Origin of the sequence: Nocardia sp. MH4 (assembly GCF_019266065.1) — a bacterium.
Classification (GTDB): Bacteria; Actinomycetota; Actinomycetes; order Mycobacteriales; family Mycobacteriaceae; genus Nocardia; species Nocardia canadensis.
The window spans coordinates 63,832-89,437 of the sequence record NZ_LPNR01000128.1; the positions used below are offsets into that span (position 1 = coordinate 63,832).

Sequence of the window (25,606 nt, forward strand, 5' to 3'; positions counted from 1 at the left end):
GCCGGGCGAAGGGGGGAGTGAGCCCGACGGCATCGATATCAACGGCGCCGACCGACCCGCGAGGGCGCGGCATGCCGCTGATTCGGGTGACAATCCTTGGGGGGGAATAAGGTTGCCGACCCGCACTTCATCCTAACCAGCAAGTTCTCGCACTGCCCATCTTGGTGATTCCGCGATGCTGTTGAAAATGCCGCTAAAAGACAGTGCAGCGCAACGGGCCTGTCCGCGATGGCGAACCGGCATAGACCGCCCGTGAGTGTGAGACCCCAGTGCTCGTGTGGAATCGCTGATGGGCCGCACTGTGGAGGGGCTGGCCGTACACCGGATTGGCTAGTCCCCGCGCCGTGCAGACAGCGGCGTGGCGCGCAGATCAGGGATGGCTGAGCCCGTAGTTTCCAGGTCGCGAGCGCACAACTGTATCGCGCGGACCCGGCAGCGCGGTCACCCCGGCCACAAGCCTTCTACGGTGCCCTGTTCACCGACCAGATGTGGAATTGCCGTCGTGAAGGTAGGCGGTGTGTCCGGTGGTGCGGGCGTGCAGTGCAGCCTGGAGCCGCTGCCAAATGTAGGGGCGAAGACGTTGGCGGGCTTGGTCTGGTGTGAAGAAGCCGAAGTCCTCGAGTTCGCCGTCGGCGATGTGAAGCGTCGAAATTGTTGCGGGACTGAGAGTTCCAGCGTCGAAGATGAGCATGAGGGAGTCGTCCCATGGGCCGTGGGGTGCTACCCAGTCGATGCAAAGCAACGACAGTGGTGTGGCGGAACGATCCAGGCCGAGTTCTTCGGCGAGCTCGCGCCGCACGGTGGCATCGGGTGGTTCGTTGGCGTCCGACATCCCGCCAGGAAGGTCCCAGTCCGGCTTGTAGTTGGGGTTGACCAGCAGGATTCGACCGTCGGAGTCGTGGATGAGGGCATCGGCACCGACTCGCTTGCGTGGTTGTTTGGCATTGCCTTCGGCGAGGTGAGCGCGCCAGGCATCGGGATCGCGCTGGTAGAGCGGGTCGGCGCGGTTCATGTGATCGCCGCCGTTCGATGCATCGAGGCCCTTTCGTGGATCACCGCGGTGAGTCGGTCTACGAATTGTCCCACCATGCGGTTGGTGAGGTAGGGCCGCAGTTGGTGGTCAAGGCCGTGGAGTTGGAGTGTGAGCTGGTGGGAGTTCATGGTGGAGATGCTGTCGAGGACTTTCGTCGCGACGACGCACGCGTGATCAGGGTGGCCTTGAGCGGTGAGGATCGCTGCAAGACTCAGCTGCGCGAAGGCGTGTGAGCGGGTACCAACAGGGCGTAGGCCGATGATGCGGTGGGCATTTCGGGCCGCGGCGGGCAGGTCGCCGACGGTGCGCAGACATCGGGCGGCGTCGCTGGCCAGTGAAGCTTGGTCGAAGTGACTTGCCCACGGTGAGGCGACCGGTTCGGCGGGGGCCTCGAGAGTGCGAGCGGCCTGATCGAGTAGACGGTGGGCGTGTCCGGGTTGGTGTTGAGCGGCGTGTGCACGGGCTTGCAGGGCATAGATGCGGGCGGTGAGTTCGGGATTGCGGCCAGCCCGCGACAGTGCCATCTCGGCGTCGTGGGCATAGCCCAGGGCTGCGTCGGGTTTGCGTCGATGCAGGGACAGGTGGCTGAGGCTGGCCAGGACGTGGACGTGGAGATGGTGGTCTCGGCCGACGACTGCGAGGTCCAGGGCGCGGCGGAAGTGCTGGTCGGCTTGGCGGTCGTGTCCGGCATCATGAGCCATCCACCCGGCCATTTCGGTGAGGCCGGCGGCGGCGGTGAACAACGAGCGGGCGTCGCCTCGCTGGTCTCCCCCGAACAGTCGGGGCGCGATATCGGTGTGCAGGTAGTCGATGACCGCGGTGTAGAGGTGTCCACCGCCCAATGACTGGTCGGCGGAGCGGAACGCGCGCACGGCGGCGAGGTCGGGATCCTCGTCACCGGACGCGTCGGTGATACGTACCAGCCGGAACGGCCCTGCCGCAGGTGCCGTCGCCGGGATAGCCGCTGGTACTGCGCGAGGGGCCTGACCAGGCAACTGGAACCAGAGCAGATCCGCCGGGATTGTGAGCAGGGTTGCCCACTGGACAAGCCTGTCCAGATACTTGATCGGTGGGCCGTTCTCGATGCGGCTGAGCTGACCTTGGGTGATCCCGACCCAACGTCCCATCTGAGCCTGCGATATCGGGCGAGGGTGGGCCGGATGAGCGCGATAGGCGGCGATCACCTTCCCCATGTGCCGGTTGCTCAGCGCGGCCCGGATGGGTACGGCATCCCAGAATCCAGGTGCCACCAAGGGGCACTGGTCAGAATCCGGAGCGCCACGTCCCGCACCGATACGGTGCTGCCCGGTCGACGCGGTGTCCATGCGGTCCTACCTGATGGTTGTCGATGAGCCCGATCAGGGGAAGTTTATCGGCGCTCGCCCACTGGCGCTGGCGGTATGCGGACGATGCATACCGTATGCGCGATCGGTCATTCCCACGGGTTCCGCGCGCAGTCACGGTTGAGGAAGTCGCCACGTTCACACGGCGACCAGCCATCGATCCCAGGAGCCGATTATGACCTCGCTGTGTGTGGTGCCGATGAAGCCGTCCTCGCGGTGAACGCTGTGCGGATCGATTGGGGAGCCCAGCGAGCATTGGTGATCGCACCCCATCCCGACGACGAGGTCATCGGCTGCGGTGGGCTGATCAGCCGGATCAAACGTGAGGGCGGACAGGTTCATGTGCTGTATGCGGTGGTCGACGATCTGATCGAATACTCGAAAGCGGGACATTCGAGTACCGCGCAACGGTTGGCCGAGATCACGCGGGTCGCGGAGTTCTTCCCCCTCGACGCCTGGCAACCAGGTCTGGTCGGCCAAGGCGCGACGCTGCGACTGGACACCATGGCACAAACGGAGATAGTCGACCTGCTCGAAGGGCGACCCACCCACCAAATGGCGTTGTCGGTGCTGCGCCCAACAGTGGTCCTCTCACCCGAGATCACCAGCTACAACCAGGATCACGCCGCGATCGCGCGGGCGACGCTGACCGCGCTACGCCCAGGCCCGGACGCGAGTCGCTGGCAGCCACCGCTGGTGCTGGCCTACGAAGAGCCCGCCGATGGTTGGAGCGGCGCCACGGTGGCTGCGGCCTCGCGCAACTTCTTCGTCGAACTGACCGCCGATGATCTCGATCGCAAGATCGCCGCGTTGAAGTTGCACGGCAGCCAGTGGCGTGAGCATCCCCATACCCGCTCCGAAGACGCGTTGCGGGGGCTGGCCGCCGTGCGAGGTGCGCAGAGCGGGTTCTCCTATGCCGAGGCGTTTGCCTGCTTGCGGTGGAGGTCGTGACATGAAACCACTCGTACCAAGGCGGGTCGCTGTGCTGGGCTGCGGGTATGTCGGTGTGCCGGTGGCACTACTCGCCGTCGCCGCCGGACATGACGTCGTTGCCATCGACACCGACCCGGACCGCATCATGCAACTCCAGGCCGGGAAGTCCTACATCGTCGATGTCACCGACTCTGACCTGGCCGACGCGCTCGGGTCGGGTCGGCTGCTTCCCACCGCGGACCCGAACGCGTTGGCCGGATTCGACATCGTGCTGATCACCGTGCCGACCCCCCTCGATCGCGATGGCGACCCGGACTTGACGCTGGTCGAGGCGGCAGCCAAACATGTTGCGGCCCATCTTGAACCGGGATGCACGGTGGTGCTCGAGTCATCCACCTACCCAGGCACCACACAAGACATCGTGCAGCCGATCCTGGAGTGCTCAGGGCTGCGAGCAGGGGTCGATTTCCACCTGGGGTACTCACCCGAGCGGATCGACCCCGGCATGGGCTTGGCAGGACTGCGCGCCGTCCCGAAGATCGTCGCCGGCATCGACGACGCCTCCACAACCGTGATCGCCGAGTTCTGGCGCGCACTGGTTGCCGAAGTCGTTGTAGCACCAGATATCCGGACTGCGGAGCTGGCCAAGCTCTTCGAGAACGTCTTCCGGTTGGTCAACGTGTCGCTGGTCAACGAGCTCGCCCAGCATGCGCGGGCGTTGGGTGCCGATGTACGCCAGGCATTGGCCTTGGCCGAGACCAAACCCTTTGGGTTCATGCGCTTTCATCCCGGTGTCGGCGCCGGTGGGCACTGCCTGCCGGTGGACACCCGATATCTGAGCTGGCAGATCCGCACCCTTTCCGGGACTCCAGCGGTGCTGATCGAAACTGCCTCCCGGATCAACGACTCGATGCCGACCTACGTCGCGGATCGCATCGTGAGTGGCCTGGATCGCCGTGGTGTCGCGATCGAGTCCGCCCGGATCGTCGCCGTCGGGGTCACCTACAAGCGTGATGTCGCGGATCTGCGCGAATCGTGCGCCCTCGAAGTGATCCGGGCGCTGCGCCGCTACGGCGCCGAGGTCGTGATCGTGGACCCGACCATCCCCGAGGGACTCCAGGTGCTGCCCCGTGTCACCGCCGACATCGTGAACACCGCGTCCGGGGTCGCGGTCCTGGTCGGGCATACCGGCCTGGACCTGAAGCTGATCAGTACCGCCAACTACGTGTTCGACGCGTGCGGGGCGCTCCCGACCGCACCGAACATCGAACACCTCTGAACCACACCGATTCCGACATCCGCAGTTCCACCCGATTCAGGAGGATTCATTGTCCACCAACGCATCTCACGTCATCGTCACCGGCGGCGCCGGGTTCATCGGTTCTCATCTGTGCCGCGCCCTGCTCGACCGTGGTGACCAGGTCACCGCGATCGACAACCTTTCGACCGGCCGCAGGGACAACGTCACCGACCTGCTGGAAAACCCCCGATTCAGCCTGCGCGTCAGTGATGTCAACGCACCGGTCAGCTTCGCCGCGATCACCGGGGCAACCCACCTCGTCCATCTTGCCTGCCCGGCCTCGCCCAAGGCGAACACCGCGATGCCACTGGCAACCCTGCGCACCGCCACCGTCGGGACGATGAACGTCCTCGAATGCGCGCACCGCGCCGGGATCCGAGCCATCGTGGCCTCGTCCTCGGAGATCTACGGTGACCCGTTGGTCCATCCGCAGACCGAGGACTACCGGGGCAACGCAGACCCGATCGGAGCACACTCGGCCTACACCGAAGGCAAACGCGCCACCGAAGCCGCCGCCGCGGCCTACCACCGGATGGGCGCTGATGTCGGGATCGTGCGCCCGTTCAATGTCTACGGACCATTCATGTGGCCCGACGACGGCCGGGTGGTCGCTGCGTTCTGCGCCGCGGCCCTGGCCGGTGAGACGCTCCAACTCCAGGGAGGCGGCACCCAAACCCGATCCCTGGTCTGGGTCGGTGATTTCGTGACCGGGCTGCTCGCGATGCTCGACAGCACCGAATTCGGGCCGATCAACCTCGGCTCCGAACACGAGATCACGATCCGCGATCTCGCCCAGCTGATCATCGACCAGGCCGGCTCAGGCTCCCTCGATATCGTCGCGGGTCGCAGCGACGTGGTCACGGTGCGCCGACCAGACACCACCCGTGCCCGCAAACTTCTGGACTGGCAACCCGAAACCCCGTTGGACGTCGGCGTCGCCGCGACGCTGGCGTGGATGCGCACCGTGGCGGTGCCGTCATGACCGTCCGATTCGTCTTGCCACCGAGCTGGCCCACACTGGTCGGAGCAGACCTGTCCGAACTGAGCACCCAGGCCACCACCATCGGGCAAGCCCTGACCTGGCTGGTGGGTCAGCACCCGATATTCGGTGAACGCATCTTCGACGGTGAGCGACTCGCACCGTGGACAATCGTGTGCCTCAACAACACTCACATCCTGGACCTCGACACCCCGATTCCTGCCGGAGATCACGAGCTCCAGATCATCCCGGCGTTGGTGGGCGGGTGAACGTGCCCGAGATGATCGCGATCCCGGCCGCCCAGGTGGCGGTCGGGTCACCCGAATCGCACCTGGACACCGTCGCCGCCTCCCAGCACTACCCTCGGACCTGGTTCGAGGACGAAACACCGCAGCACACCATCACACTGCCCGCGTTCGAGATCGACCGGACACCGGTCACCAACAGCATGTTCGCGGAATTCGTGACGATGACCGGGCATGTGAGCGCCGCCGAGCGACGCGGCTACGCCCTGGTCTACGGGCCCGACTACTGGACCACCATGGACGGCATCTCCTGGCGCCACCCCCGCCCCGACCTCGACGCGGTCACCGACCGACCACACCACCCGGTGGTGCACCTGGACCACACCGACGCCACTACTTACGCCATCTGGGCAGGCAAACGACTGCCCAGCGAAGCCGAATGGGAGTACGCCGCCCACGGCCCCCAGTGGCGGCCGTGGCCGTGGGGCCCGAGCTGGGACAGCGCCCGCGCCAATACCGCCGAACACTGGGCAGGCCAACCGATCCACGATCTGGCCACTTGGAAAGCGTGGTGGCGAACTCACTACGCCGAGCACGGGCCCGCCCCCGCTACCACCGAAGTCGGAGCATTCACCGACGGAAGTTCCCCTTTCGGGCTGGTGGACATGGCGGGCAACGTCTCCGAATGGACCGCGTCGTCGTATCTGCTCTACGACCGCCACCGCCGCTACGACCCCAGCTATCACGCCGTCGCCGACCACGGTCACATCACGGTGCGCGGCGGCGGTTGGAAGTCGTTCCGATGGCAAACCCGCACCAGCGAACGTATCGCGTGCAGCCCCGACTACTCCGGACCAGACCTCGGATTCCGTTGCGCCCGTGACCTACCCGAAACCACCACCAACGTGCTCTCACTCATCAGATAGGGTCTCCAGCCATGCGCGCACTCATCACCGGCGGTGCCGGATTCATCGGATCCCACCTGCTCGATCGGCTGGTCGCGGACGGGCACACCGTCACCGTCATCGACGACCTCTCCAGCGGCGACCGAACACGCATCCCAGACCAGGTCACGCTGCACACGGTCGACGTCGTCGATACCGCCGCGGTCACCGCGATCATCGAACAAGCGCGCCCCGAGGTGATCTACCACCTCGCAGCGCAGATCAGCGTCCGGTACTCGGTCGCCGACCCCCACCGCGACGCGCTCGTCAACATCAACGGCACCCTCAACGTCGTGGCCGCGGCCACCGCCGTCGGCGCCCGCGTCATCATGGCTTCCACCGGCGGCGCGATGTACGGCGACGGCGTGCAGATGCCGACGCCGGAAACGGTGCTTCCGCAAACCCAAGCACCGTATGGGATTTCGAAGTACTGCGCTGAGCAGTACTTGACTCTGCACAACCGGCTGTACGGCGGCCGCCACATCGCCCTGCGTCTGGGCAATGTGTTCGGACCGCGCCAGGACCCGCACGGTGAGGCAGGTGTAGTCGCGATCTTCTGCGGTCTCGCCGCCGCTGGTAAGGCACCCACGGTTTTCGGTGACGGCAAACAGACTCGCGACTATTTGTACATCGCTGACATTGTCGACGCGTTCGTGGCCGCAGGCAGCTACACCGGCACCACAGCAGTGTTCAATATCGGCTCTGGTACAGGCACTTCCGTGCTCGAACTGCTCGACGCGGTCAACGCAGCCGCCGGTACTGATCTCTCCCCTGAATTCGCTCCGGCCCGCGAGGGTGAGTGGTTGCACGGCGCACTCGACTCGACTGTGGCCGCAAGCGAACTCGGTTGGCGTGCCACCATTTCCATCCCCGACGGTATCGGGCGCACGTACACCGAACTGACCATGTAGGAAGCCACGGCCACGCTTGCCCGGGGCGCAGACCAAGCACAGTGCGAGGCTGCGTGTCGGCGGCGCGGCACAAACCGGCCGTCACTGATTACGTCACCGCAGCACCGACGTCGCCGGGCACAGACGTGAACTGCGGGCAGTCGGCCCAGGCGCTACGCGGGCCCGGCCACCCTCCAAATCCGCGCAGTGCGGTCATTGCTGCCGGTCGCCAGCTGGCTGCCATCAGGGCTGAACGCCACCGAATTCACGCTGCCTGTGTGTTCGCGGTAGGGCCCTCCGACCTGCCAATGGGTACTGAGATCCCAAATCCGCACCGTGCTGTCTTTGCTGCCAGTGGCGAGCTGGCCCCCGTCGGGGCTGAACGCCACCGAAACCACCCAGTCAGTGTGGCCGGTGAGGGGTCGCCCGACCTGATGATGGGTGCGCGCATCCCAGATCCGTGCTGTGCTGTCCCTTTCTCACAACGCCCAACTTGGCGATAGTGACAACGCTGTTAAGCGGAGGAACCTCGGCCAGCGCTCCCCTCGGTCACCATGGATAACGACGGTCATAGATCGTCGGAGGGCGAGGACGGTAGTAGTTCTCGGGGTGACCAGTTCTGATCTCGTGCGGGACCGGAAGGCCCGCACGCGGATTCACCTTACCTCGGCTTTCGTCGCGGCTCGCCCTGCCCACCTCGCTGCGTCGAACAACTCGTGGATACCGGTACGCGCTCCAGAAGGCGATGGAGAGGGGCACCGCCAACAGCAGGAGGTCAAAGCTCATCGGTCAAGTATCCGCATCGCCACCTCGGTGGCGAGCTGAATTCCAGGGGCCTGTACATGTTTGGGCGCTTGGGCCATGTCTCCCAAGACGGCGCGAGGGCTGTCTGCGGTGCGGAACCGGGCGGGCCGACCCAAGTCATTCACTGCTGCCAAAAGTAATGCGGCGATTGTTTCGACCCAGTTGTCAGTGCTGATGGAACCAAGGTTGCATTTCAATACTCGGATCACGGCGTGAAGGCGATATATGTCGTTAGTCGTTAATTCGAACGATGAATCTGTGTTCACAAGGCTCGATGTGAAGGGGTTGACCTCGGAACGATTGCGTTGTTGTATTGGATGTGATCCGGGATGCGGTTGAATCCAGGCAAGGAGCGGGTCGAGCCGGGGCGCCAAGCATTGGAGTCGTGGGGGACGATCTTGAACACGCTTGTGACCACGACTTGGCTGTCACGGTCGCCACGGCGCCGATTCTCGCACTCGCACTCAAGCTCTTCGCGGAATTTAGAGTGCTTTGTCACGGTGACGGCAACCAACCATGGTCATGCCGCCTGAAAATCAGATGAGGTATGGGATAGACGATCATGTACTGTCCATCCATGTCCAAGGCCCAAGACCGCGCGTTCCGCACGATAGCCGCCGCGGCTTGGCGCACGGTGCAGCAGAACGGTTCGCTCGCGGCTATTCTCAAGGCGCACGACGAGCGTATGCGGATGTTCACGCCACCACCACTATTCGACCAGTTGCGCCTTCCTCCGATGACTACCGCGATGAGCACGTACACCAGCGTGCTCCCCACTATTGACCTCGGTCGGCAGTTTTTTGAGCTGAACCACCTGCGCACCGCTGACTTCGACACCTACACATCGACCTTGTCGAAGCTGCGTATGGACCTTGCCCCGGTCATGAACACCTCACGCCTGTTTGTGGATTACTTTCCAAGCATCGGGTTGCCCGAGTCCATCGTCACGCCGGCCGTCAGCGATCTCCTACGCAGCCTGGCCAAGCGGTATCCGAGCAACTGGCCCGAGGACGACGCACTAGATTTCGAGCTTGCCCGCGAGATCGTCGAGGACGATGGAATCCCGATCGCGTACATCCCTCGAGCAGAGATAGTTGCTGATCTGGCTGAGGCGGATGATCGCGTCGGCCGCGTCGAAATACTGGTCGCCCGCACCGCGGACATCGTGGACGATTGCCGTGAAGCCCTCGATCGTCGAGTGCATCCCAAGGTAGCCGCCCAGAAGGTGCTGCTCGAACGGGCCATCGAAACCCTCGAGCAGGGACACCTCGAGTCGGCGCAAGCGCTCGCCGTCAATATCTGCGACACATTGATCACTGAACACATCAACGAATCGCACGGAAAGGCCAAGAATCAGTGCGTCGTCAAGAATCTGGCCGAGGCCTTCGCAACGAACACGCTGCGGTACACGTTGGGGGTTGCGCCGGTGGTGAACCTGCTGACTGAGTGGAGCCCAAAGAGCGGTAAGCCACGCCCGGCGCCGCTGTCCCGTCACGTCAGCGTCCACCGTGCGCATCCCGAGCACTACACGCCAGAGAACGCAGTTCTCGCGGTGATGGTCGCAACCAGCCTGGCCCTCGCTCTCAATGAGCGAAATTCCTGGGACTGAAGCCTAGATTCCGCGCCCCCGCGGTCTCGACAGCCTTCTCGATGACGTAACCCGCGCCGACGACCCCCGAGAAGGACCCGCTAGCCCCTCCCAAATGCCGCCACGCGAAATTCAATCCACCCGTAGGTCTGGCTGTTGCCTCCGATTACTCCGTCGGCATTCCCCCGCACGCCCGGCAGTAGTTTATCTCCGCGCACTACCCGGTCTTCTACTTTTATTAGCGGATGCTCATAAACAGCGAGATGCGCGCTTCCCGGAACATACGAAAGGGTGGTAGGTTTTGTCGAAAGGATTTTGCATCCATTCCATACTGTGATGGCATTGTCTGCGGAGAGTGTGACATTCAATACGGGATTGAAGACTGGCTTGGATTCGACCAGCAAGTCCATCCGAGCACCCCTTATGGCCTGGTCAGGGAGCGAACTGGAATTGTCAATCAATACCATAACTGAAATTTCAACATCGCCACTGATCGCGACCTCATCCGCGTACATGTTCTTGCTATCCGCCACACGGCAGTGCACATAATTTCGTTCGTCGCCCATCTGCTTATTGTCAGCAAGGCTATTGAAGACTGCGGTAGGGGAGGGTTCATTTTTGGTGTACATCTCCCGCATCGGCCCCCATCCATAGTTGTTGTTGCCAACGCCAATACCAGGTGCCGGATTCGCGGTGGATGCGATCGACGTGGTTGGCGAATTTGTCGCAGATCCGATCTTGAAGTCGACTGTGTCGCGAAAGAGCGCGAGTACGGCAGCAACGGCCCCGACCAGTCCCGCTACCCCGAGAACAACACTGTTCTTCCACCACGGGGTTGGTGGCGTGGCCGGCGAGGGTGTTGGCGACGACGCTGCGGGTGGAGGTGTCGACGAAGGCGGAGGTGTCGACGAAGAGGGGGGCGGAGTCGTCGGGTTCGACATACGGCCATTCTTGACGATTTTTCCGACGCGCATAACCCACTTGAGCGACATCGGCCATCGTTGGCGCCCTTCGCCAGGCCGACACGCTCGGCCTCCCTTCGCGAAGGAAAGATCCGCAGGGCGTCACCGAATAGCCTGGGCTACAAGCTCACCGGGAACCGGTAGATCGGTGACGGTCAAAATTCCCAGTCGTCATCCTCCGCCTCGACACCCTTCCTGATGTCGTAGCTCGACCCGGACCCAGAGAAGAAGTCGTGGTTCTCGTCGGCGTTGGGCCAGAGGGCGGACAGGATCGCGGGGTTGACCTCGCGGTCGTCGCGTGGGAACAGGCGTTCGTAGCCGAGGTTCATCAGGGCCTTGTTCGCGTTGTACCGCAGGAACTTCTCGACATCGCTGGTGACCCGATCGGGCCGTAGAGGTCGCGCGCGTACTCGACTTCGTTCTCGTAGAGCTCGTACACCAGTTCTTGCGCATCGGCTTGCTCGTCGTCGAGCTGGCCGACGCCGAGCTGGCCGACGCCGAGCTGGCCGACGCCGAGCTGGAACTTGTATCCGAAGTAGTAGCCGTGGACTGCTTCGTCGCGGACGATGAGGCGGATCATGTCGGCGGTGTTTGGTGATCGTCCCCAGTCGTGGCTATTCAGAGTGGGGAACGAGGTAGTCGTCCAAGAGGACTGTCCTTCCGATGAACTCACGATGGGTGTGCTCCGCTGAACCATGCCGATGCTATCCATCACACCGGCAGAAGGTCCGTCCCCGGTTGCACAAGCCGCCGGTCACCGAGGACCCCTCAGGTGGAGCTGGCCGATGGCAGCGTAGGCGCTCAGGTCCCACGCCCCGCGATGGCGTGGTGCGGCGGGCGACAGCCTCCGTACTCTGTCGCGGTCGTCGCCCTCGCCGTCCTCGTTCCCATTCCGGTTGTCGTCGTCGCGGCTGAGGGCTGGTACCCACCGGTGCGGGGCGATCAGACCGGGCGCGAGGAGTTGGTACTCGGCGAGCATGGCCGTGATCTCGTCTCGTCCGCGTGGGTGGTACGGGATGCCCGCGCGGCGCAGGGTTTCGGCGGCGGCCTGGACGTGCTGGGGGTAGAACTCGTCGGTGACGTGGGTGAACACGAGCCATGTCCCGACCGGGAACCGGGCGGTCAACGCCGCGAGCACGGCAGGGGCGTCACTAATCCATTCTGCGGTGCCCGACACGCACACCGCCAACGGTGCCGTCATGTCCATCACGGCGGCGACATCGCCCACGATCGTGTCAGCGTCGGTGATGTCGGTATCGGTGAAGAACCGGGTAGGTGGTTCGTGCAGCAGCGCACGCCCATGCGCGGCCACGACGGTGTCGGAGTCGACATACAACGTCTTTGCGCTGCTGTTCGCTCGTTCGGCGATGTCGTGGATATTCGGGAAGTGGGGAATGCCGCACCCGAGTTCGACGAACTGAGACACCTCGTGATGGTCGGACAGGTACTCGACCGCGCGTCGGGTGAATCGACGGGATTCGGCGACCGCGGGCCGGATCGTGCTGCTCGCCAAGGCGTCGGCTAGCACCTTGTCAGGGTCGTAGTGGTCCTTCCCGCCGAGGAACGCGCTGTGCAGGCGTGCGGGGGTCGGCTGGTCGGGGTCGATCAGGTTTGGTGGACGGGTGGTCACGGTGGGGGCTCCTGCCGCGTTCGGTGCTCGTTCATCTCGGTGTCTGTTGGTGTCGGAGGTGTGGGGTGGTGGTTGTTGGGCGGGTCATGGTGCCGCGCTGATCGCGGTGATCGTGGCTGTGCCGTCGGGCTCGGTCGCGGTGGTGATGATCAAGGCCGCCAACAGCTCTGGGGTTTTGTTCGGCCATTGCTCACGGATCTGGACCTGCCACCGGCCCGGTGCGGTCGGCACGACGGTGGCGCAGTAGCGGGTTCCGACGGGCACGGAATCTATGCCGCCCTGAATGTGCTGCGTGGATGGGACTTTCGCGTCGGCGGTGACGTATTCGCGTGCTTTAGTGGCGGATCGTTGGACGTAGTAGGCGTATTGGAAGGCGAAGATCACGCTGACCGCGCTGGTGGTGTCGCCGGGGTCGGCGCCCGAAGACAGAGCGGTGCTGCGTTTGTGGGGGCAGTCGGCGATCGCGTGTGGCGCGGTGGTCGTTGTCGGGACCGCGTGGACCATCCCGGTCAACGGTGCGGGCAAAGGCGTGCTCGCAGCTGTGTTGGATTGTTCGTCGGTGTCGGGCAGCGACTCGAGCACGACCAACACAACGATGATCACGACCGCGAAGACCGCGCCGAGGGTGGCGATGACTCGTCCGGTGCCGGGCTGGTCGGGGCGTGCGGGTGCGTAGTTACGTCCGACCTGCCGAAACCCGGGCGGCGCCTTCGGTTCGTCGGGGTCGGCGTCGGTGGGGTCCATCCAGGCCGACCAGTCGCTGGAGCGGTCGTAGTCGTCGTAGTCGTCGTCCTCGTCGAACCCGTGGTCGGCGTCGCTACTGAGATCGTCAGGTCCGGTCGGAGGGTCGGGTCGGCGCAGATCGAGTGGGTTGTCGGTCATGTCCCCACAGCTCCGATGACGGGAACCACCACCGCGACAACGTCACCGGCGATTGCTGATGGTGAGGTCGTGCCGGCTTGTGCACGCGGTTTGTGCTCGCCGTCAGTCCCGGCGGCTTGACCCGCAGCAGGCGGCACCACAGCGCCGGTGCTCGAATTCTGGCCAGGCGACACAGCGGGGCCAGGCGCGGGGGAGGGCTGGGGTTTCTGGTCGCCGTCACTGGTGGGCGCGTCTGGTTTCGGCGTGATCGGCGCGGCACCGGTATTCGATCCTGTACCGGTACTGGCACCGTTCGCGCCAGTGGCAGGTTTGTCGGAACCACCGAAGTTGAACAGCGGTGCCCCGCTACCGGTGCCGCCGTTACTGGGCACGTTCGAACCGGTCCCGGTTCCGTTCGCCGTGGGCGCGGTGCCTGTGCTGTCACCGGTATTGCCGGTGAGTGCGGCGGTGATCGTTTCACCGGCTTCGTCGCCGAGGACGTCGATGGCGTGGGTCGCGACCCCGGCGGCTTCGGTGATCAGGGTGGTCAGCACTTCGGCCCCGGAGGTGATCAATTGGGTGCCGAGGGTGGTCGCGGCGTCGATGCCGGCGGTGGCGAGGGTTTGCTGCATCGCGATGACCGGATCGGTCGATGTCGAGCTACTGCCGGTGTCGTCGATGCCTGTGTCGGTGTCGTCGTCGCTGGTCAGGGATGGGTCGCCGGTGGAAGGGCCGCCGCCGGTTCCGAGGCTGGATTTCGGTGTCGTGTAGTCGGTTTCGCGCAGCTTGCTGGTGTAGGTGTCGTAGTCGGCTTGCGCGTTGTCGACTGCGGAGAGGGAGTTGCTGTACATCTGTCGGGCCAGCTCGATGACGGTGGTGACGCCTTGCTCGTTCGGTGAAGCTTTCAGAATCCGGCGGGCTCGGGTTTCGAAGTCGTCGAGTTCGGCATCGATCGCCGCGGCGGCGGTGGTGTTGGTGCCGACTGCGGCGTCGATCAGCGTGGCGAACTCTCCAGTTTGGTCGCTGCCCTCGACCAGGCTGGTGCGGGAGGCGCGGATCGCGGGGATCGCGGAGTTAGCAGCTGTGGAGCTCCAGCTCGATTCGAGATCGGTTGCCTGCAGGCGGTAGGGCGCCTCGGTCGAGTCGAGTTGGCTGATCGCGTTGTTGAGCAGGCCCAGTGCCTCGGCTGGGTCGCCGGTGCCGTCCACGCTGGTGCGCAGCTCGCGGATCGGTGCCGACAGGTAGGCGATGATCGCATCGGGATCTGGCGCCACCTGGCTGCTGGTCGAGGTTTTCACACGCCCGGCCATCACAACTGCCCGATGTTGTCGAGGCCGTCGCCGATGCGCTGATCGAGCCCGCTGATCTGGGCGCGGTAGGTCGCGACGTGGTCGGCTTGATCGGTCACCGTGTGCGCGCAGCCGCCGAGATGGTTGGCGTGGTTGGTCATCGCGGTGATCAGCAAAGCCCGAAAGTCTTCGCCGATCAGCCCCAACCCGGGCACCGCGTCGACCGCTGCGGTGGTGGTGTTCGTGGCGTGGGATACCTCGGCGGCGATGTATGTGCCGGTGGTGGCGAATTGGTGTGCGGTGGCGGGATCGAAGTCCAGTGTCATGTGGTGGCCCCCTGGCAGTGGTACGGGTGTAGGTAGGTAGGACGGGTGACGGTGTGTGAAGGTCAGCGTGCGGTCAGCTCGACACGGCGCGGCCGAGCCTGATGAAGCGGCGGAGCCTGATGAGAGATGAGGGCTGTCGAAGACCGTGCGGGCGGTTCGATCTGGTCGAGCAGGGCCACGATGTCGAGGTCGGTCGAATCGAGGAGTTTCAGGTGGCGTGCACCCTGGGCGGCGGCGGCGAACGCTTCGACGAGGACCGTGCGTTCGGCCAGCTGTTCGGGTGGGGTGCCGGGTGCGAACCCGTGTGCGATCACCGCGTTCAACAGCTCTGCGCCGGCCTCGGGGATGTCGTAGGCGAGATCGATCATCGTCATGATTTCCGATTCGAACCCCGTCCGGAACTTCCAGAGCCCGGCCAGATCGGAGAGCACTTGCGATCCGTAATAGCAGCGCAGATCCGGCACCGGATTGTGCGCTGCCAGCGCGCGGGCGTGGCGCCAGCATTGATCGATGCGGGCAGAGAGAAGTCGGCGTGCTTGCTGGTGGAGTCCGTGGTGGATGACGATGTCGCATCCGACTTCCACCCCGACCGAGCGCGAACCCCTGGTCACGGTGCGGACGCGGGGATGCACGGTGAGGTAGACCAGGGCGAGGCAGGTGGGGTTGAACGCGAGCCCGACAACGGTGTCGGGGCCGTGTCGGACCATCGCTGCGGTGGGGGCGCTGATGTTGCTGTAGTGCAACATCGGGCGAGTAGTCGTCATGGTTGGCTGCTTCGGGGCACGGCGCCCAGCTCGATGCGCTGCGGTCGGGGGACCGGCGGCAAACCGTCGCAACGGCGACGAGGCTGGCGACGACCTTTGGCCAGGCCCCGCATCAGCTTGTCGAACTGTCGGCCGGATTCGAGGAACGCCGGACCGAGCGGGCACTGGCCCAGGTGCGGCGGCCATTTGTCGAAGAGCACGGTGAACATAGCGATGCGACCGACCAGTTCCCCGGCGGTGACGAGCTCGGGGGAGTCGTCGTCGATCAGGACCGCTGTGTCGTGTCGGTTCCCGATATGCCAGCTGATCTCGTCATCGATCACCCGGGCGATGGTGCGACTGAGATCGGTCGCGGCTTTGGGGATCTCGTAGTGCTGCCATTCACTGATGGTCGCCGGGTCCACGTCTGTGAGGTAGATCGTCCACATCGTGACGAAGACGTGCGTGGCGTGCTCGAGCGAGGTCGTCGACTTTTGCGCGCCGTTCCACACCGTGAGCAACCGGTTGGTGTCGGGCAACGGTGCGATTCTTCTGTTCATCGGTCTCCGATCGATCGGTGAGGACTGCTGGTTACGGGCAGTGCGCTGCCAGACAGCGGAGGGGTTGGGGGAGTTAGCGAGTGGGGTCGGTGATGCCGGGCTGGCGGGCAACGGTCGAGCTAGTCGGGGGGTGGGTCGCGTCGGCGCTGACGCCGGGCTGGCTTGGGCCGACCACGGTCACCGGAACGGTGGCCGGTAGTTGTGGCAGCTCGGTGGGTGGTGCCGCGATGTGTTGGGGGGCTCCCACCACCTCGACCGGCAAGGGGCTCGGTCCTCGTGAGGTGGTGGGAGCTGGAAGGTCCACGCTGAACGGCGCGGACGAGGTCGAGACGAGCACCGAGCGCGTGAGGGTAGCGGTCGGCGACGGAGGTGAAACTTCACCAGTGCGCGCCGGTAACAAGGGTGCGGCGGCGGCGTCGTGGGCGACGGCGGCAAGCCACGCTCCCGCCCACGCGGCAGGGGAGGGCCCGTCACCGACGGCATGGGAGTAGGCGTCGTGCCGCATTCCGGTTTCCCAGATCCGCACCCACGTGGTGAGGTCGAGCAGGTCGCGGTTGTCGGCAACCTCGCGCCGCACGACATCGAATGCCGTCGAGATCAGTCGATCTCCGGTCGTCGGCGCCACCAGGTCGGCGACCGCACTGGTGAACTTCTCGCCCAGCATGACGACAGCGGCGGCCGGATTGGACAGTGCGACAGCCGCCAGCTGGGTGAGGGCGGCGGGGTTGAGCACCGACGCGACAACAGCGTTGACCGCGTCGAACCCGATAGTTCCGACACGTGTCACGGCGGCGAGGGCGGCGTTGACATCCAACCCGGCCCGCGGGTCCGAGGCATCCGCGAGGCGCTGCGACATCGACTTCTGCGGTGAAATGCTCAGCGTGCCATATGAGTCAACAACAGCGATGTCGTCGAGGACGGTGGCTGCTGCGTTGAGCGAGGTGTAGGCGAGGGCTTGCCCGATCGAGATCAGCGAGCCGATCGGGTCCCCGGTCGAAATCAGCGACTGCGAAGCCACCCCCGCGGCGGCACGCAAGATCGCCGACCCCTCGGGGGTGTCGCAGGCCAGATCACCGGAGACGCAGACACTGGCCACTCGGCCGGTCAGTGCGCCGAAATCTTCGGCGATGTCACGCTGCGGGCCGATCCCACCACCCGCAACCCCTGATCGGACCGGCGCTGCGGGCAGTGCTGCCAGATGTTTTCCACTGGTTCCTGGCGCCGGGGCCGGTGCGGAGGCTTCGGTGCCAGGGAACAATCCCGTGCCGGGGCTTCGGGTCGGGTCGGCCATCAAGATCACCGCCGCGATCACACTGGGATCGACGACCCCGTGGCCCGCACCGATCTGCTGGGCCACGATCGAGGCGACATGCGAGCCCTGCGAATAGCTCACCAACCCCACCCTGGTTCGCGGACACACCGAATGAAGCTGCGCCATCATCGATTCCGTGCGCACCACGCCGGTAGCGACCGATTCGGCGTACGGAACGAGCGAGGCACCGACCGCGCCACCGAAGCCCGCCGGATAAGGCACATAGGCGCGATCGACCAGACCCGGATCGGAAGCGGCGGCCATCATCGGCCGCATCACCAGCGACAACATCCCGGTGTCAGTGCTCGGCGCGGCATCCGGTGAGGACTCACCGGTGCCCTGAACAGCGAACACATACAGCGCTGGACATTTCGTGAGCGACAGCGACGTCGAAGGGGCCGGTGTCGTCGTCGGTGACGCCGAGGCCACGCACACCTCAGGTGCGCCCGAGACGAAGACCGCGACGCAAGCGACGATCGCCGCGGTCCTTCGGGTGAGTGTCATCGCTTCTCCTGCAAGGGAATCAAGTCGGAGCGGGTGCTCCACCAGATGCTCAACGGGACCCGCCGACGTCCGGCGAGCAGATCGTCGGTGAGCGCGTCGAGCCCGCGCACCAGCTCATCGAGCGGGCCCCACACCGCAGACAACCGGTCGAGGTCGACGGGGCGGCCCGGCGACGCGGCGTGGTCGGCCATCCTGACCAGCACCATCGAGACCGTTTCGGTGTGCAGCACCGCTGACTCGACCGGGATCGGCAGGACCTGATCGACGTAGGTGTCGATGCGCCGCATCTGCCCGATCCGCGCCCTGCTGACTTCGTCGTCGGCGGCGCGGGTGGCCAGACGGACCAGCTCGGCCGCGGCGGCGAGGAGAGGATGGGTCAGCTGGTGGCTGCTGGCCCGTCCGAACATCGCTTGCAGCACGACCCGCCCTGATGGAAGCGACGGTGACGGCTCGTTTGCGCTGGTCATCGACGAAGCTCCTTGCGAACAGCGCACACTCGCGACCTTGCGGCGTCGGTGTGGTGGTGAATCAGATCGGGGGCAGAACAACTCGCGACCACGCCGCCGTCGAGCCGGTTGGCTCGGCGGTGGACGACGGTGACGGCTAGTCGGTGTGGGTAGCTAGTGCTCGGGTGAGCAGGACCCGCGCGTCGTCGCCGTAGACGGCTTGGTTCTGGAGCAGGGCGAAGGTGCGCTCAGCGAGTGCGATGTCGTCGGGGCGGGTGGCGATGACTTCACCGGTGACGGTTTCGATCTCGACCGCAGAGCTGTCGTGGATAACGAAAGCCAAGGTGGCGGCTACGAATTCGGCGCTGAGCGCGACGATCCCGATGCGAAGGTTCGGGCGGGAGTCCAGGTCATCGATCAACGCCTTGATCTGAGCGCGCATCACCGCGGCGCTACCGACCGTGCGATGCAAGGCCCACTCGCCGATGAGGAACTCGAACGTGTGGGGTTCGCGGTCGAGGATCAGTTGGCGTTGCATCCGGGCCGCGACGACCTCGTCGAGATCGTTCGGAACGCCCAGGACTCCGATGCAGGCGGTCAGGACCGCCCGTGCGTAGTCCTCGGTCTGGGCCAGTCCGATGACCAATTCCGGGTTCCATGCGCGCTGGCGGGTGACACCACTCTCGATGTCGATCAGGCTGCGCTGCAGCGCAGCCAGGCCGGACTCGGTCCGGGCGTACCAACTCGCATAGGTCATGTCAGTTCCGTATCTGTGTGGTGGTGGGGACGCCGGTCGGCGCCCGGCGAATCGGGGATGTTGGTTCAGTTGGCGTGGTGGTCGGTCACGCGGCGTGCAGCGCGGCGCGCGCGGCGTCGAGGGTGAAGCTGATCAGCAACTCGAAATCGGCGAGACTGTCCGGGCGGGGTTCATCGAGCCAGACACGGGTCTCGTCTCCCGGGGTGGGCAGTGGGATCGGGGAACCGGGGGCGGTACGGATGGCCTGCACCGTCGAGGTAGGCGGAAACAAGCTGATCGCCCGGGTATCGCCGACCTTGGGCGCGGTGGTCAAGAAGGTGCGGGTCCGGGTGGCGACGTTGTCCACGACCGGCGTGATCACCCTGCTGTGGCGCAGCGTGTCCAGGACCAGGTCCGCCAATCCCGAACACACTTGGATCCCGTGAACAGTCTTGGCGGGCAGGATGATCTGGTCGTATCCGTCGAGCTCGACGCGCCAACCAAGGCTCCGGTAGGCGATGCAGCGATCGGCAGGGGTTTGGGTCAGGGGTGTAGCCACAGTTCCTCGCAGGGCATTCGGTTTATCGGGAGAAATCCGTCCCGAATCTCGGTAGCGGTGATGGATGGATGGGGATGGGAAAGCCAGTCACGCAGAAAGTTCCGCACCGCGGTGCGGCAGCCGCGGAAGTCGACCACCAGCCCGGCGCTGATCACCCGTAGGTGGGTGTCGGGTTCGTCGGGGCGAGGTGATCGCGGCAGCGGCATAGCGAACCTCCGGTGCCCTACCGGCACGCCAAGATCGCGGTGACGACGACCTCGGCGGTAGGCCGATACGGATCCAGTGGTTCGAACGGCAGCCAGCGTCGCGCGGGATCACGTGGTGAGGGCAGTAGCACCTCGTCACCGTCGGGCATCAGCACGGCCTCGACGGCCGATAGTGCCGCATAGGTACTCGAGCTACGCAGGTATGACGGTGGCGGCCTGGTCATCATTGTCGCCACAGGACGGCGGGAGCTGGTGTCGAGGATGACTGGTCCCGGCCACGCCATCTCCGCAACGACTCGCTGACACAGCGCAGACGGCAACACGATCGCGCCGATGGTGCCGGTCCGCACGACGATCTGGCCGGTGGATTCCCGGGCGAACGCATCGAATCCACACACCTGCCGGTAAACGGTCGCCTGACGAATAACCTTGTCGGTCGCTAGAACTCGTCCGCGAGTCATCGTGATTCGCCCCGTTCTACACAGGCACGCACCGCACGCAGAACCGTTGTGGTCCCCGGGCGCTGCGGGCTATGTGGTGGCAGCTCCCAAAGACGGACAGGGTCGTCGTTTCTCGCGGTCGGCGTCGGAAGTCCGATCTGCACGCCGGAAGCCATGACCACCACGTTGTGGTCCCACAACGAGGCGGCCTCGGCGGCGGGGATATCGAGTCGGAATTCGGATCTGGTGAGGAAGGTCCACGACCCTGACTGGGGATGGGACACGATCGGTCCACATTCTTCAGCTCGTCTGTCCAACTCCGCGCGCATTCGTCGACCGAGAGGGGCAGGGACCATGACCGCCTGTACACGACCCGCGATGACGACGATCTGGTCGGTAAGGGGGTCGAGGACGGCTGGAAGCTGGCAGACCTCTCGGTAGTAGGTGCAACGCGATGCCGCGGTGACGCCCACGAAATCCAACACAGTGTCGCCGGAAGTCGTTGTGCACGGGGGGTGGTCCATGGGAGCTGTGGATGGTGTCCGCGCCGGAAACGCGTTCATTCGTTGCCTCCACGGACGTAGCCGGTTCTCACTGTCGAGCGCGCAATGATGGCCAGGAGTCGATGTCGGGTGGCCGGTCCGGTGGTGATGGCTGTCAAAGCCTTGTCTACTGCTGCGGATCGGCGGGTCCTCGCTCGCCACCGAAGCCGACCTGTGGGTTCGGATTTGAGTTCGGTGACGCAGGCTTCCAGCTCGTCCGGACGATGGCGGGCCGCCCATCGCAGGATGGCTTGTAGCTCATGGCTTCTTCTGTTCCACACCGCCTCGACCCCCAACTGGTATGCGCGTGTTTGGTTTCGTTCAGACAACCAGCGGCAGGTGGTGCCGACTAGAGATTTGGTGTCCACAGCGCATCCACATCCGCGGCTGGTGTTGTGGTGGCCGTCGGGAATTCAGTGCCCGTTGCTGGATCCGGTTGCTGATCGGAGGGGCCGGTGTCGATCAGCCGCACGTCGGCTGCCTGGGGACCACGGCTGCCTTTGGTGATCTCGAACTGCACGGGCGCACCGTCGGCGAGGCTTCGGTAGCCTTGGCCGATGATGCCGGAGTAGTGGACGAAGACATCAGGGCCGTCTGCGCGGGAAATGAACCCGAACCCCTTTTCGGCGCTGAACCACTTCACAATTCCGTTGGTGGACATCTGATACGGCCTCCTTGATCCTGTTCGGTCTCCCCGTCGCCGGTCTTCCGATGTGAGGAGCTACGCAAATTCCGGGTTGCTGGCGGCGAATTGACCTGCCGTCAGGCTTTAGCGCTGGTAGTCATCGTGGGCGTTGGTCGGCTCCGGCTGTAGTGCTCGGGTGAATAGGTTTGATTCACTGCGAGATCGGTCGAGGATTAGGGTGGACAGATGGCGTCATCGCCTGGGTTCCGAGGCTGCGTTCGGTGCCGACGGCCCGCCGTCGGCACCGACGCGCGTTCGCTGTGCGTCGACTGCGCGCACGCGTCATACGCCTCACGGTTGCCCGCCGCGCAGTGGTGGACCGGTGAGTTGCGAGATGCTCTGCGCAGCAGGGATATCGGGTCGATCCTCGCGGCGTACCGGCATCACCCCGCGCACGGGCACCGCCCGCTGCCGCAATCGGAGTTGGCGCGCTGGCTGGGCATCTCGCAGCCGCGACTGTGCCGGCTCGAAAACCACCGTGCCCAACTCGATGACACGGTCTTGGCGACGATCGCCCACATCCTCGGAATCCCAGAAGAGCTTCTCTGGTTCGACCTCCAGTCGAAAACGCCTCCGGCACAGGGCATCGCGCCGGTGCGGCTCCCTAGCGGCCAAACGGTCCCAGCATCGAACGCAGCGACGGAGGACCCGCTCGCCGAAACGCACCTCGCGACGCTGACCCACTACGCGAATCTCGACATGCTCGCAGGTCCGCACGATCTGCTCGATGTCGTCGAAAGCCAGTTCGCAACAATAGATTCCGCGATGCGAACCAGTCGGGGGCGGCGTCACGAGAAGCTGCTCTACACTTCCGCCCGGTTCGCCGAATTCCTGGGCTGGCTGCACCAAGACGCCGGAAACCTCAACACCGCGATGAGATGGTCGAACGAAGCCCAGAATCGTGCGGAGCAGAGCGGCGACGTCCAACTGCGGGCTTACGTCCTGATGCGCAAATCCAACATCGCAGCCGACTCCGACAACACCACCTTGGCAGTCGATCTGGTCGACGAAGCACTCACCAGAACAGTCGGACTGACCGTGCGGCAACGCTCGGTCCTGTTGCGGCAAAAAGGTCACGCCTACGCACAACGAACCGCGATCACCGGCGACCGAAGAGACCGCCGAACATGTGTCGATGCACTGGCGGAGGCCGCGACGCTCGCTTCCGACGACAACACGGATCCCAACGACTTGGCGCAATACTGTTCATCGGGCTATATCGCGATGGAAGCCGCACACTGCTGGGTCCAACTCGGCCGCCCCGAGAAGGCCCTGGCGACCCTCGAATCAGGCCTCGCGGATTGGACACCCGGCAACCACCGCGACCTCGGGATGGGCTTTGCCCGGCTCGCGACCGCCTACGCTGGCGTCAGCCAACCCGACCAAGCCCTCGACGTCGCCAGGCATGCGCTGACAATCCACTCCGACACCGGCTCACACCGGACGATCCAGCAGTTGAAGCAAGTAGGCGTCGCGCTCGCGGCCCGAGGACACCGCAGCCACATCCTCGACTTCGCCGCTATGCTGCGCGCACACATGGCGACAGCCCAGGTCGCCTCAGTAACCCACGATGAGGAGTTCGAGTGGAGCTGATCACGACTGCCACCTCGACCGACGTCGCACGTCTCGACAGTACGGTCGCGGTCCTGCCCGTCGGCAGCTTCGAACAACACGGCGATCACCTCCCGTTGATCACCGACACAGCCATCGCCTGCCTGATCGCCGAACGAATCGCCACCACATATCAACTCGTGCTGCTGCCGCCGATCACCTTTTCCTGCAGCCACGAACACGAGACCTTCCCCGGCACTGTCAGCATCAGCGCATCCACCCTGACGGTGATGATCGACGACATCAGAACTTCCCTAAAGAGAAGCGCAATCACCACCCTGGTCATCGTCAACGGCCACGGCGGAAACTATGTCCTGTCCAACATCGCCGCCGAAGCCAACGTCAGCGGCCGTAACGTCGCGCTCTACCCCGGTCGCGTGGACTGGGAAGCTGCTCGAACGCAAGCGGCGATGGTGAGCGACATGCACGACGACATGCACGGCGGCGAGCTCGAAACATCAATCCTGTTGTATGCCCGCCCGGAACTGGTGCGTGACTCCTATCGCGACGCCGATCACCTCGCAACAGAACGACGGCACTTCCTCCTGACTGGAATGGCCGAATACACCCCCACAGGCATCATTGGTCTCCCCTCGGCCGCCACCGCCGCCAAAGGCGAAGCCGCGCTCGCGAGCCTCACCGATTCGTTTGCGAGCTACCTTGAAGCAACCAAACGATAGCTACTTGATCTTGTGAAGCTGCCGGGTTCTCGCCGAAAACTGAGCTGCGGACATCTTGAAAAACTGTGCTGTACAACTGATTCCTAGCGGTCGAGAGCACCAGTGTGTCGCTAGGACGCAGGTTCACTGCACGGAGCGTTATCCACAACGTGTCCACAGAATGGCATGATTCGACAGCATGGACAGTCACGCCGCTATCGTCGGTGCGCAGCTCCGAGCCGCCCGCGAGGCCGCAGGCGTTTCGTTGGCTGCGTTGGCGGCCGAAATTCACCGGGGGAAGTCCGCGCTGGCCTACTACGAGACCGGTGAGCGCACACCGCCGCCGGATGTCATAGCGTGTTACGAGAAGCGATTCGGTGGCCTTCAAGATCCAGTCGCTACCCTCGCCGACCTTGGAAAGGCTGACGTGGAAAGACGCGCGTTCCTGCGTGGCGGGTACTCGACAGCGCTGGGCGCCTCGGTATTGCGGCCTGGATGGCTGGACACCTCCGCACCAGTATCAAGAGCGCAGAGCGCGATCCGGCACGTCGGATCTTCCGATGTCACCGACGTCCGCAACGTCATGACGCTGTTCTCCCAGATCGAACAGCGCATGGGGGGTGGCCACGGGCGACGCGCTGTTGTCCAGTACCTCAGCAGTGAGGTCGTCGACTACCTCAACGGCACCTACACCGACGAAGTCGTGCGCCGAGATATGTTCTCGGCAGCGGCCGAGATGGCGTACTTGGCAGGTTGGATGGCCTTCGACAACGACGAGCATTCCGCGGCTCAGCGCTATTTCGCGACGGCGACCAAACTCGCCGCCGAGGCGGAGGATGCGCCGTTGACCGGCCACATCTTGCGTGCGATGGCGCACCAGGCGATCGACCTCGGACACGCCGCAGAGGGGCTCGAATTGGCCGCGGCTTCCGTCGCTGGCTCCCGGTACAGCACTGCTACCCCCCGCGAGCGAGCATTGCTCAAGATTGTCCACGCGAAAGCCCTCAGCGTTGCCGGCCGACGTTCGGAGGCTGCGAAGGCTGTGATTGTCGCCGAACAGGACCTCGCCTCGGCATCGAGCTCAATCGCTGAACCCTCGCGGGTGTTCTTCTTCACCGAGGCCAGCCTGGCCCACGAAACTGCGTGTGTTCTCCGTGACTCCGGTGACCTGCACGGCGCTGCTGAACAGTTCGACCGCAGTGTGCGCAAACGGAAAGCACAGGCATTTGCACGAACTCATGCGGTCACCCTCGGCTACCTAGGGGCGGTGCAAGCGAGACAGGGCGACCTCGAAGTAGCTTGCGCAACATGGAAGTCCGCGCTGGTGTCGATGGGTCAGGTTCAATCTGGTCGCACACGCGCCGTGGCACACGGTATCCGGGCGGCCGTCGCGCCGCATCGTGGTTCGGCGGTGGAGGGGCTGGCCGAAATCGATAACCGAGCCTCTGAATACCTGCAAGCACAAGGGAAATAGGA

General features: G+C 64.7%; 26 protein-coding genes and 2 pseudogenes. 10 read left to right on the forward strand and 18 right to left on the reverse strand.

What is annotated here, in order from left to right:
- Positions 1-475: 475 nt before the first annotated feature.
- Entirely contained in the window at positions 476-1,012 is a 537-nt protein-coding gene (locus tag ATM97_RS30715) for an NUDIX hydrolase (RefSeq protein WP_062990365.1), read from the reverse strand.
- Positions 1,009-2,358: a helix-turn-helix transcriptional regulator gene (locus ATM97_RS30720; protein WP_062990363.1), complete on the reverse strand. Its 1,350-nt coding sequence runs from the start codon at positions 2,356-2,358 to the stop codon at positions 1,009-1,011. Before ATM97_RS30720 ends, ATM97_RS30715 begins: the two co-directional genes overlap by 4 nt.
- 75 nt (positions 2,359-2,433) lie before the next feature.
- Here ATM97_RS30720 and ATM97_RS30725 point away from each other — a divergent pair, with 75 nt between their 5' ends.
- Genes ATM97_RS30725 through ATM97_RS30750 form a run of 6 tightly spaced genes read left to right on the forward strand, consistent with a single transcriptional unit; the run spans position 2,434 to position 7,688 of the window.
- Positions 2,434-3,327 carry a PIG-L deacetylase family protein gene (locus ATM97_RS30725; RefSeq protein ID WP_084504681.1) on the forward strand — a complete coding sequence of 298 codons (894 nt, stop codon included), beginning with the start codon at positions 2,434-2,436 and terminating at the stop codon, positions 3,325-3,327.
- A gap of 1 nt (position 3,328) precedes the next feature.
- Positions 3,329-4,588, forward strand: coding sequence for a nucleotide sugar dehydrogenase (locus tag ATM97_RS30730; RefSeq protein ID WP_062990359.1), 1,260 nt, complete (start codon positions 3,329-3,331; stop codon positions 4,586-4,588).
- Positions 4,589-4,637: 49 nt separating this feature from the next.
- On the forward strand, positions 4,638-5,591 hold the full coding sequence (locus ATM97_RS30735; RefSeq protein ID WP_218019991.1) for an NAD-dependent epimerase/dehydratase family protein: 954 nt from the start codon (positions 4,638-4,640) through the stop codon (positions 5,589-5,591).
- Entirely contained in the window at positions 5,588-5,857 is a 270-nt protein-coding gene (locus tag ATM97_RS30740; protein ID WP_157125492.1) for a MoaD/ThiS family protein, read from the forward strand. Before ATM97_RS30735 ends, ATM97_RS30740 begins: the two co-directional genes overlap by 4 nt.
- Complete coding sequence (locus ATM97_RS30745) at positions 5,854-6,759, forward strand: SUMF1/EgtB/PvdO family nonheme iron enzyme (RefSeq protein ID WP_062990355.1); 906 nt, start codon at positions 5,854-5,856, stop codon at positions 6,757-6,759. Before ATM97_RS30740 ends, ATM97_RS30745 begins: the two co-directional genes overlap by 4 nt.
- Before the next feature lie 11 nt (positions 6,760-6,770).
- Complete coding sequence (locus ATM97_RS30750) at positions 6,771-7,688, forward strand: NAD-dependent epimerase/dehydratase family protein (protein WP_062990353.1); 918 nt, start codon at positions 6,771-6,773, stop codon at positions 7,686-7,688.
- A gap of 152 nt (positions 7,689-7,840) precedes the next feature.
- Here ATM97_RS30750 and ATM97_RS35110 read toward each other — a convergent pair whose 3' ends face one another.
- Positions 7,841-8,125, reverse strand: a complete 285-nt coding sequence (locus ATM97_RS35110; RefSeq protein WP_101465726.1) for a hypothetical protein — start codon at positions 8,123-8,125, stop codon at positions 7,841-7,843.
- 923 nt (positions 8,126-9,048) lie between these two features.
- Between ATM97_RS35110 and ATM97_RS30760 the strand changes: the two genes are divergently transcribed.
- Positions 9,049-10,080 (forward strand): hypothetical protein, encoded by a 1,032-nt coding sequence (locus tag ATM97_RS30760; protein WP_062990351.1) that lies wholly within the window; start codon positions 9,049-9,051, stop codon positions 10,078-10,080.
- An 80-nt stretch (positions 10,081-10,160) separates the two neighbouring features.
- On the opposite strand, the gene ATM97_RS30765 is transcribed toward ATM97_RS30760, so the two are convergent.
- From ATM97_RS30765 to ATM97_RS34685, 15 genes and pseudogenes are all read right to left on the reverse strand, one after another.
- Positions 10,161-10,625 carry a hypothetical protein gene (locus tag ATM97_RS30765; RefSeq protein ID WP_143876015.1) on the reverse strand — a complete coding sequence of 155 codons (465 nt, stop codon included), beginning with the start codon at positions 10,623-10,625 and terminating at the stop codon, positions 10,161-10,163.
- A gap of 46 nt (positions 10,626-10,671) precedes the next feature.
- Complete coding sequence (locus tag ATM97_RS30770; protein WP_143876016.1) at positions 10,672-11,058, reverse strand: hypothetical protein; 387 nt, start codon at positions 11,056-11,058, stop codon at positions 10,672-10,674.
- Between the two features lie 118 nt (positions 11,059-11,176).
- Positions 11,177-11,613: pseudogene (locus ATM97_RS30775) on the reverse strand (ribonucleotide-diphosphate reductase subunit beta); the annotation flags it as partial.
- A gap of 162 nt (positions 11,614-11,775) precedes the next feature.
- The gene (locus ATM97_RS30780; RefSeq protein WP_062990347.1) at positions 11,776-12,651 is read right to left on the reverse strand and encodes an SAM-dependent methyltransferase; all 876 of its coding nucleotides are present in this window, start codon (positions 12,649-12,651) and stop codon (positions 11,776-11,778) included.
- Positions 12,652-12,735: 84 nt separating this feature from the next.
- Positions 12,736-13,533: a hypothetical protein gene (locus tag ATM97_RS30785; RefSeq protein ID WP_062990345.1), complete on the reverse strand. Its 798-nt coding sequence runs from the start codon at positions 13,531-13,533 to the stop codon at positions 12,736-12,738.
- Positions 13,530-14,720 (reverse strand): hypothetical protein, encoded by a 1,191-nt coding sequence (locus tag ATM97_RS30790; RefSeq protein ID WP_218721746.1) that lies wholly within the window; start codon positions 14,718-14,720, stop codon positions 13,530-13,532. The genes ATM97_RS30785 and ATM97_RS30790 overlap by 4 nt, the downstream gene beginning before the upstream one ends.
- A gap of 101 nt (positions 14,721-14,821) precedes the next feature.
- Positions 14,822-15,127, reverse strand: coding sequence for a hypothetical protein (locus ATM97_RS30795; protein ID WP_062990341.1), 306 nt, complete (start codon positions 15,125-15,127; stop codon positions 14,822-14,824).
- A gap of 62 nt (positions 15,128-15,189) precedes the next feature.
- Positions 15,190-15,738, reverse strand: coding sequence for a hypothetical protein (locus tag ATM97_RS30800; protein WP_218721748.1), 549 nt, complete (start codon positions 15,736-15,738; stop codon positions 15,190-15,192).
- Between the two features lie 149 nt (positions 15,739-15,887).
- Complete coding sequence (locus ATM97_RS30805) at positions 15,888-16,382, reverse strand: hypothetical protein (protein WP_218721750.1); 495 nt, start codon at positions 16,380-16,382, stop codon at positions 15,888-15,890.
- A gap of 121 nt (positions 16,383-16,503) precedes the next feature.
- Complete coding sequence (locus ATM97_RS30810; RefSeq protein ID WP_218721752.1) at positions 16,504-18,246, reverse strand: cutinase family protein; 1,743 nt, start codon at positions 18,244-18,246, stop codon at positions 16,504-16,506.
- The gene (locus ATM97_RS30815; RefSeq protein WP_143876018.1) at positions 18,243-18,713 is read right to left on the reverse strand and encodes a DUF4254 domain-containing protein; all 471 of its coding nucleotides are present in this window, start codon (positions 18,711-18,713) and stop codon (positions 18,243-18,245) included. Before ATM97_RS30815 ends, ATM97_RS30810 begins: the two co-directional genes overlap by 4 nt.
- 136 nt (positions 18,714-18,849) lie before the next feature.
- Entirely contained in the window at positions 18,850-19,449 is a 600-nt protein-coding gene (locus tag ATM97_RS30820; RefSeq protein WP_062990330.1) for a DUF5753 domain-containing protein, read from the reverse strand.
- Positions 19,450-19,534: 85 nt separating this feature from the next.
- Complete coding sequence (locus tag ATM97_RS30825; RefSeq protein WP_062990328.1) at positions 19,535-19,987, reverse strand: hypothetical protein; 453 nt, start codon at positions 19,985-19,987, stop codon at positions 19,535-19,537.
- Between the two features lie 223 nt (positions 19,988-20,210).
- The gene (locus tag ATM97_RS30830; RefSeq protein WP_062990323.1) at positions 20,211-20,591 is read right to left on the reverse strand and encodes a hypothetical protein; all 381 of its coding nucleotides are present in this window, start codon (positions 20,589-20,591) and stop codon (positions 20,211-20,213) included.
- 1,053 nt (positions 20,592-21,644) lie between these two features.
- Positions 21,645-21,836, reverse strand: a pseudogene (locus tag ATM97_RS34685) (cold shock domain-containing protein); the annotation flags it as partial.
- A 321-nt stretch (positions 21,837-22,157) separates the two neighbouring features.
- Here ATM97_RS34685 and ATM97_RS30840 point away from each other — a divergent pair.
- The 3 genes from ATM97_RS30840 to ATM97_RS30850 all read left to right on the forward strand — a co-directional run bounded on the left by ATM97_RS30840 (position 22,158) and on the right by ATM97_RS30850 (position 25,604).
- On the forward strand, positions 22,158-23,453 hold the full coding sequence (locus ATM97_RS30840; protein ID WP_062990321.1) for a helix-turn-helix domain-containing protein: 1,296 nt from the start codon (positions 22,158-22,160) through the stop codon (positions 23,451-23,453).
- Positions 23,444-24,151 (forward strand): creatininase family protein, encoded by a 708-nt coding sequence (locus ATM97_RS30845; RefSeq protein WP_062990319.1) that lies wholly within the window; start codon positions 23,444-23,446, stop codon positions 24,149-24,151. The genes ATM97_RS30840 and ATM97_RS30845 overlap by 10 nt, the downstream gene beginning before the upstream one ends.
- A 178-nt stretch (positions 24,152-24,329) precedes the next feature.
- On the forward strand, positions 24,330-25,604 hold the full coding sequence (locus ATM97_RS30850) for a helix-turn-helix domain-containing protein (protein WP_062990317.1): 1,275 nt from the start codon (positions 24,330-24,332) through the stop codon (positions 25,602-25,604).
- Positions 25,605-25,606 lie beyond the last annotated feature (2 nt).

Coding starts and splice junctions, on each gene's coding strand:
- ATM97_RS30715 (WP_062990365.1), bottom strand. CDS start 1,012: ATGAACCGCGCCGACCCGCTCTACCAGCGCGATCCCGATGCCTGGCGC.
- ATM97_RS30720 (WP_062990363.1), bottom strand. CDS start 2,358: ATGGACACCGCGTCGACCGGGCAGCACCGTATCGGTGCGGGACGTGGC.
- ATM97_RS30725 (WP_084504681.1), top strand. CDS start 2,434: ATGCGGACGATGCATACCGTATGCGCGATCGGTCATTCCCACGGGTTC.
- ATM97_RS30730 (WP_062990359.1), top strand. CDS start 3,329: ATGAAACCACTCGTACCAAGGCGGGTCGCTGTGCTGGGCTGCGGGTAT.
- ATM97_RS30740 (WP_157125492.1), top strand. CDS start 5,588: ATGACCGTCCGATTCGTCTTGCCACCGAGCTGGCCCACACTGGTCGGA.
- ATM97_RS30750 (WP_062990353.1), top strand. CDS start 6,771: ATGCGCGCACTCATCACCGGCGGTGCCGGATTCATCGGATCCCACCTG.
- ATM97_RS30760 (WP_062990351.1), top strand. CDS start 9,049: ATGTCCAAGGCCCAAGACCGCGCGTTCCGCACGATAGCCGCCGCGGCT.
- ATM97_RS30765 (WP_143876015.1), bottom strand. CDS start 10,625: ATGGGCGACGAACGAAATTATGTGCACTGCCGTGTGGCGGATAGCAAG.
- ATM97_RS30770 (WP_143876016.1), bottom strand. CDS start 11,058: ATGGCCGATGTCGCTCAAGTGGGTTATGCGCGTCGGAAAAATCGTCAA.
- ATM97_RS30785 (WP_062990345.1), bottom strand. CDS start 13,533: ATGACCGACAACCCACTCGATCTGCGCCGACCCGACCCTCCGACCGGA.
- ATM97_RS30795 (WP_062990341.1), bottom strand. CDS start 15,127: ATGACACTGGACTTCGATCCCGCCACCGCACACCAATTCGCCACCACC.
- ATM97_RS30810 (WP_218721752.1), bottom strand. CDS start 18,246: ATGACACTCACCCGAAGGACCGCGGCGATCGTCGCTTGCGTCGCGGTC.
- ATM97_RS30815 (WP_143876018.1), bottom strand. CDS start 18,713: ATGACCAGCGCAAACGAGCCGTCACCGTCGCTTCCATCAGGGCGGGTC.
- ATM97_RS30820 (WP_062990330.1), bottom strand. CDS start 19,449: ATGACCTATGCGAGTTGGTACGCCCGGACCGAGTCCGGCCTGGCTGCG.
- ATM97_RS30850 (WP_062990317.1), top strand. CDS start 24,330: ATGGACAGTCACGCCGCTATCGTCGGTGCGCAGCTCCGAGCCGCCCGC.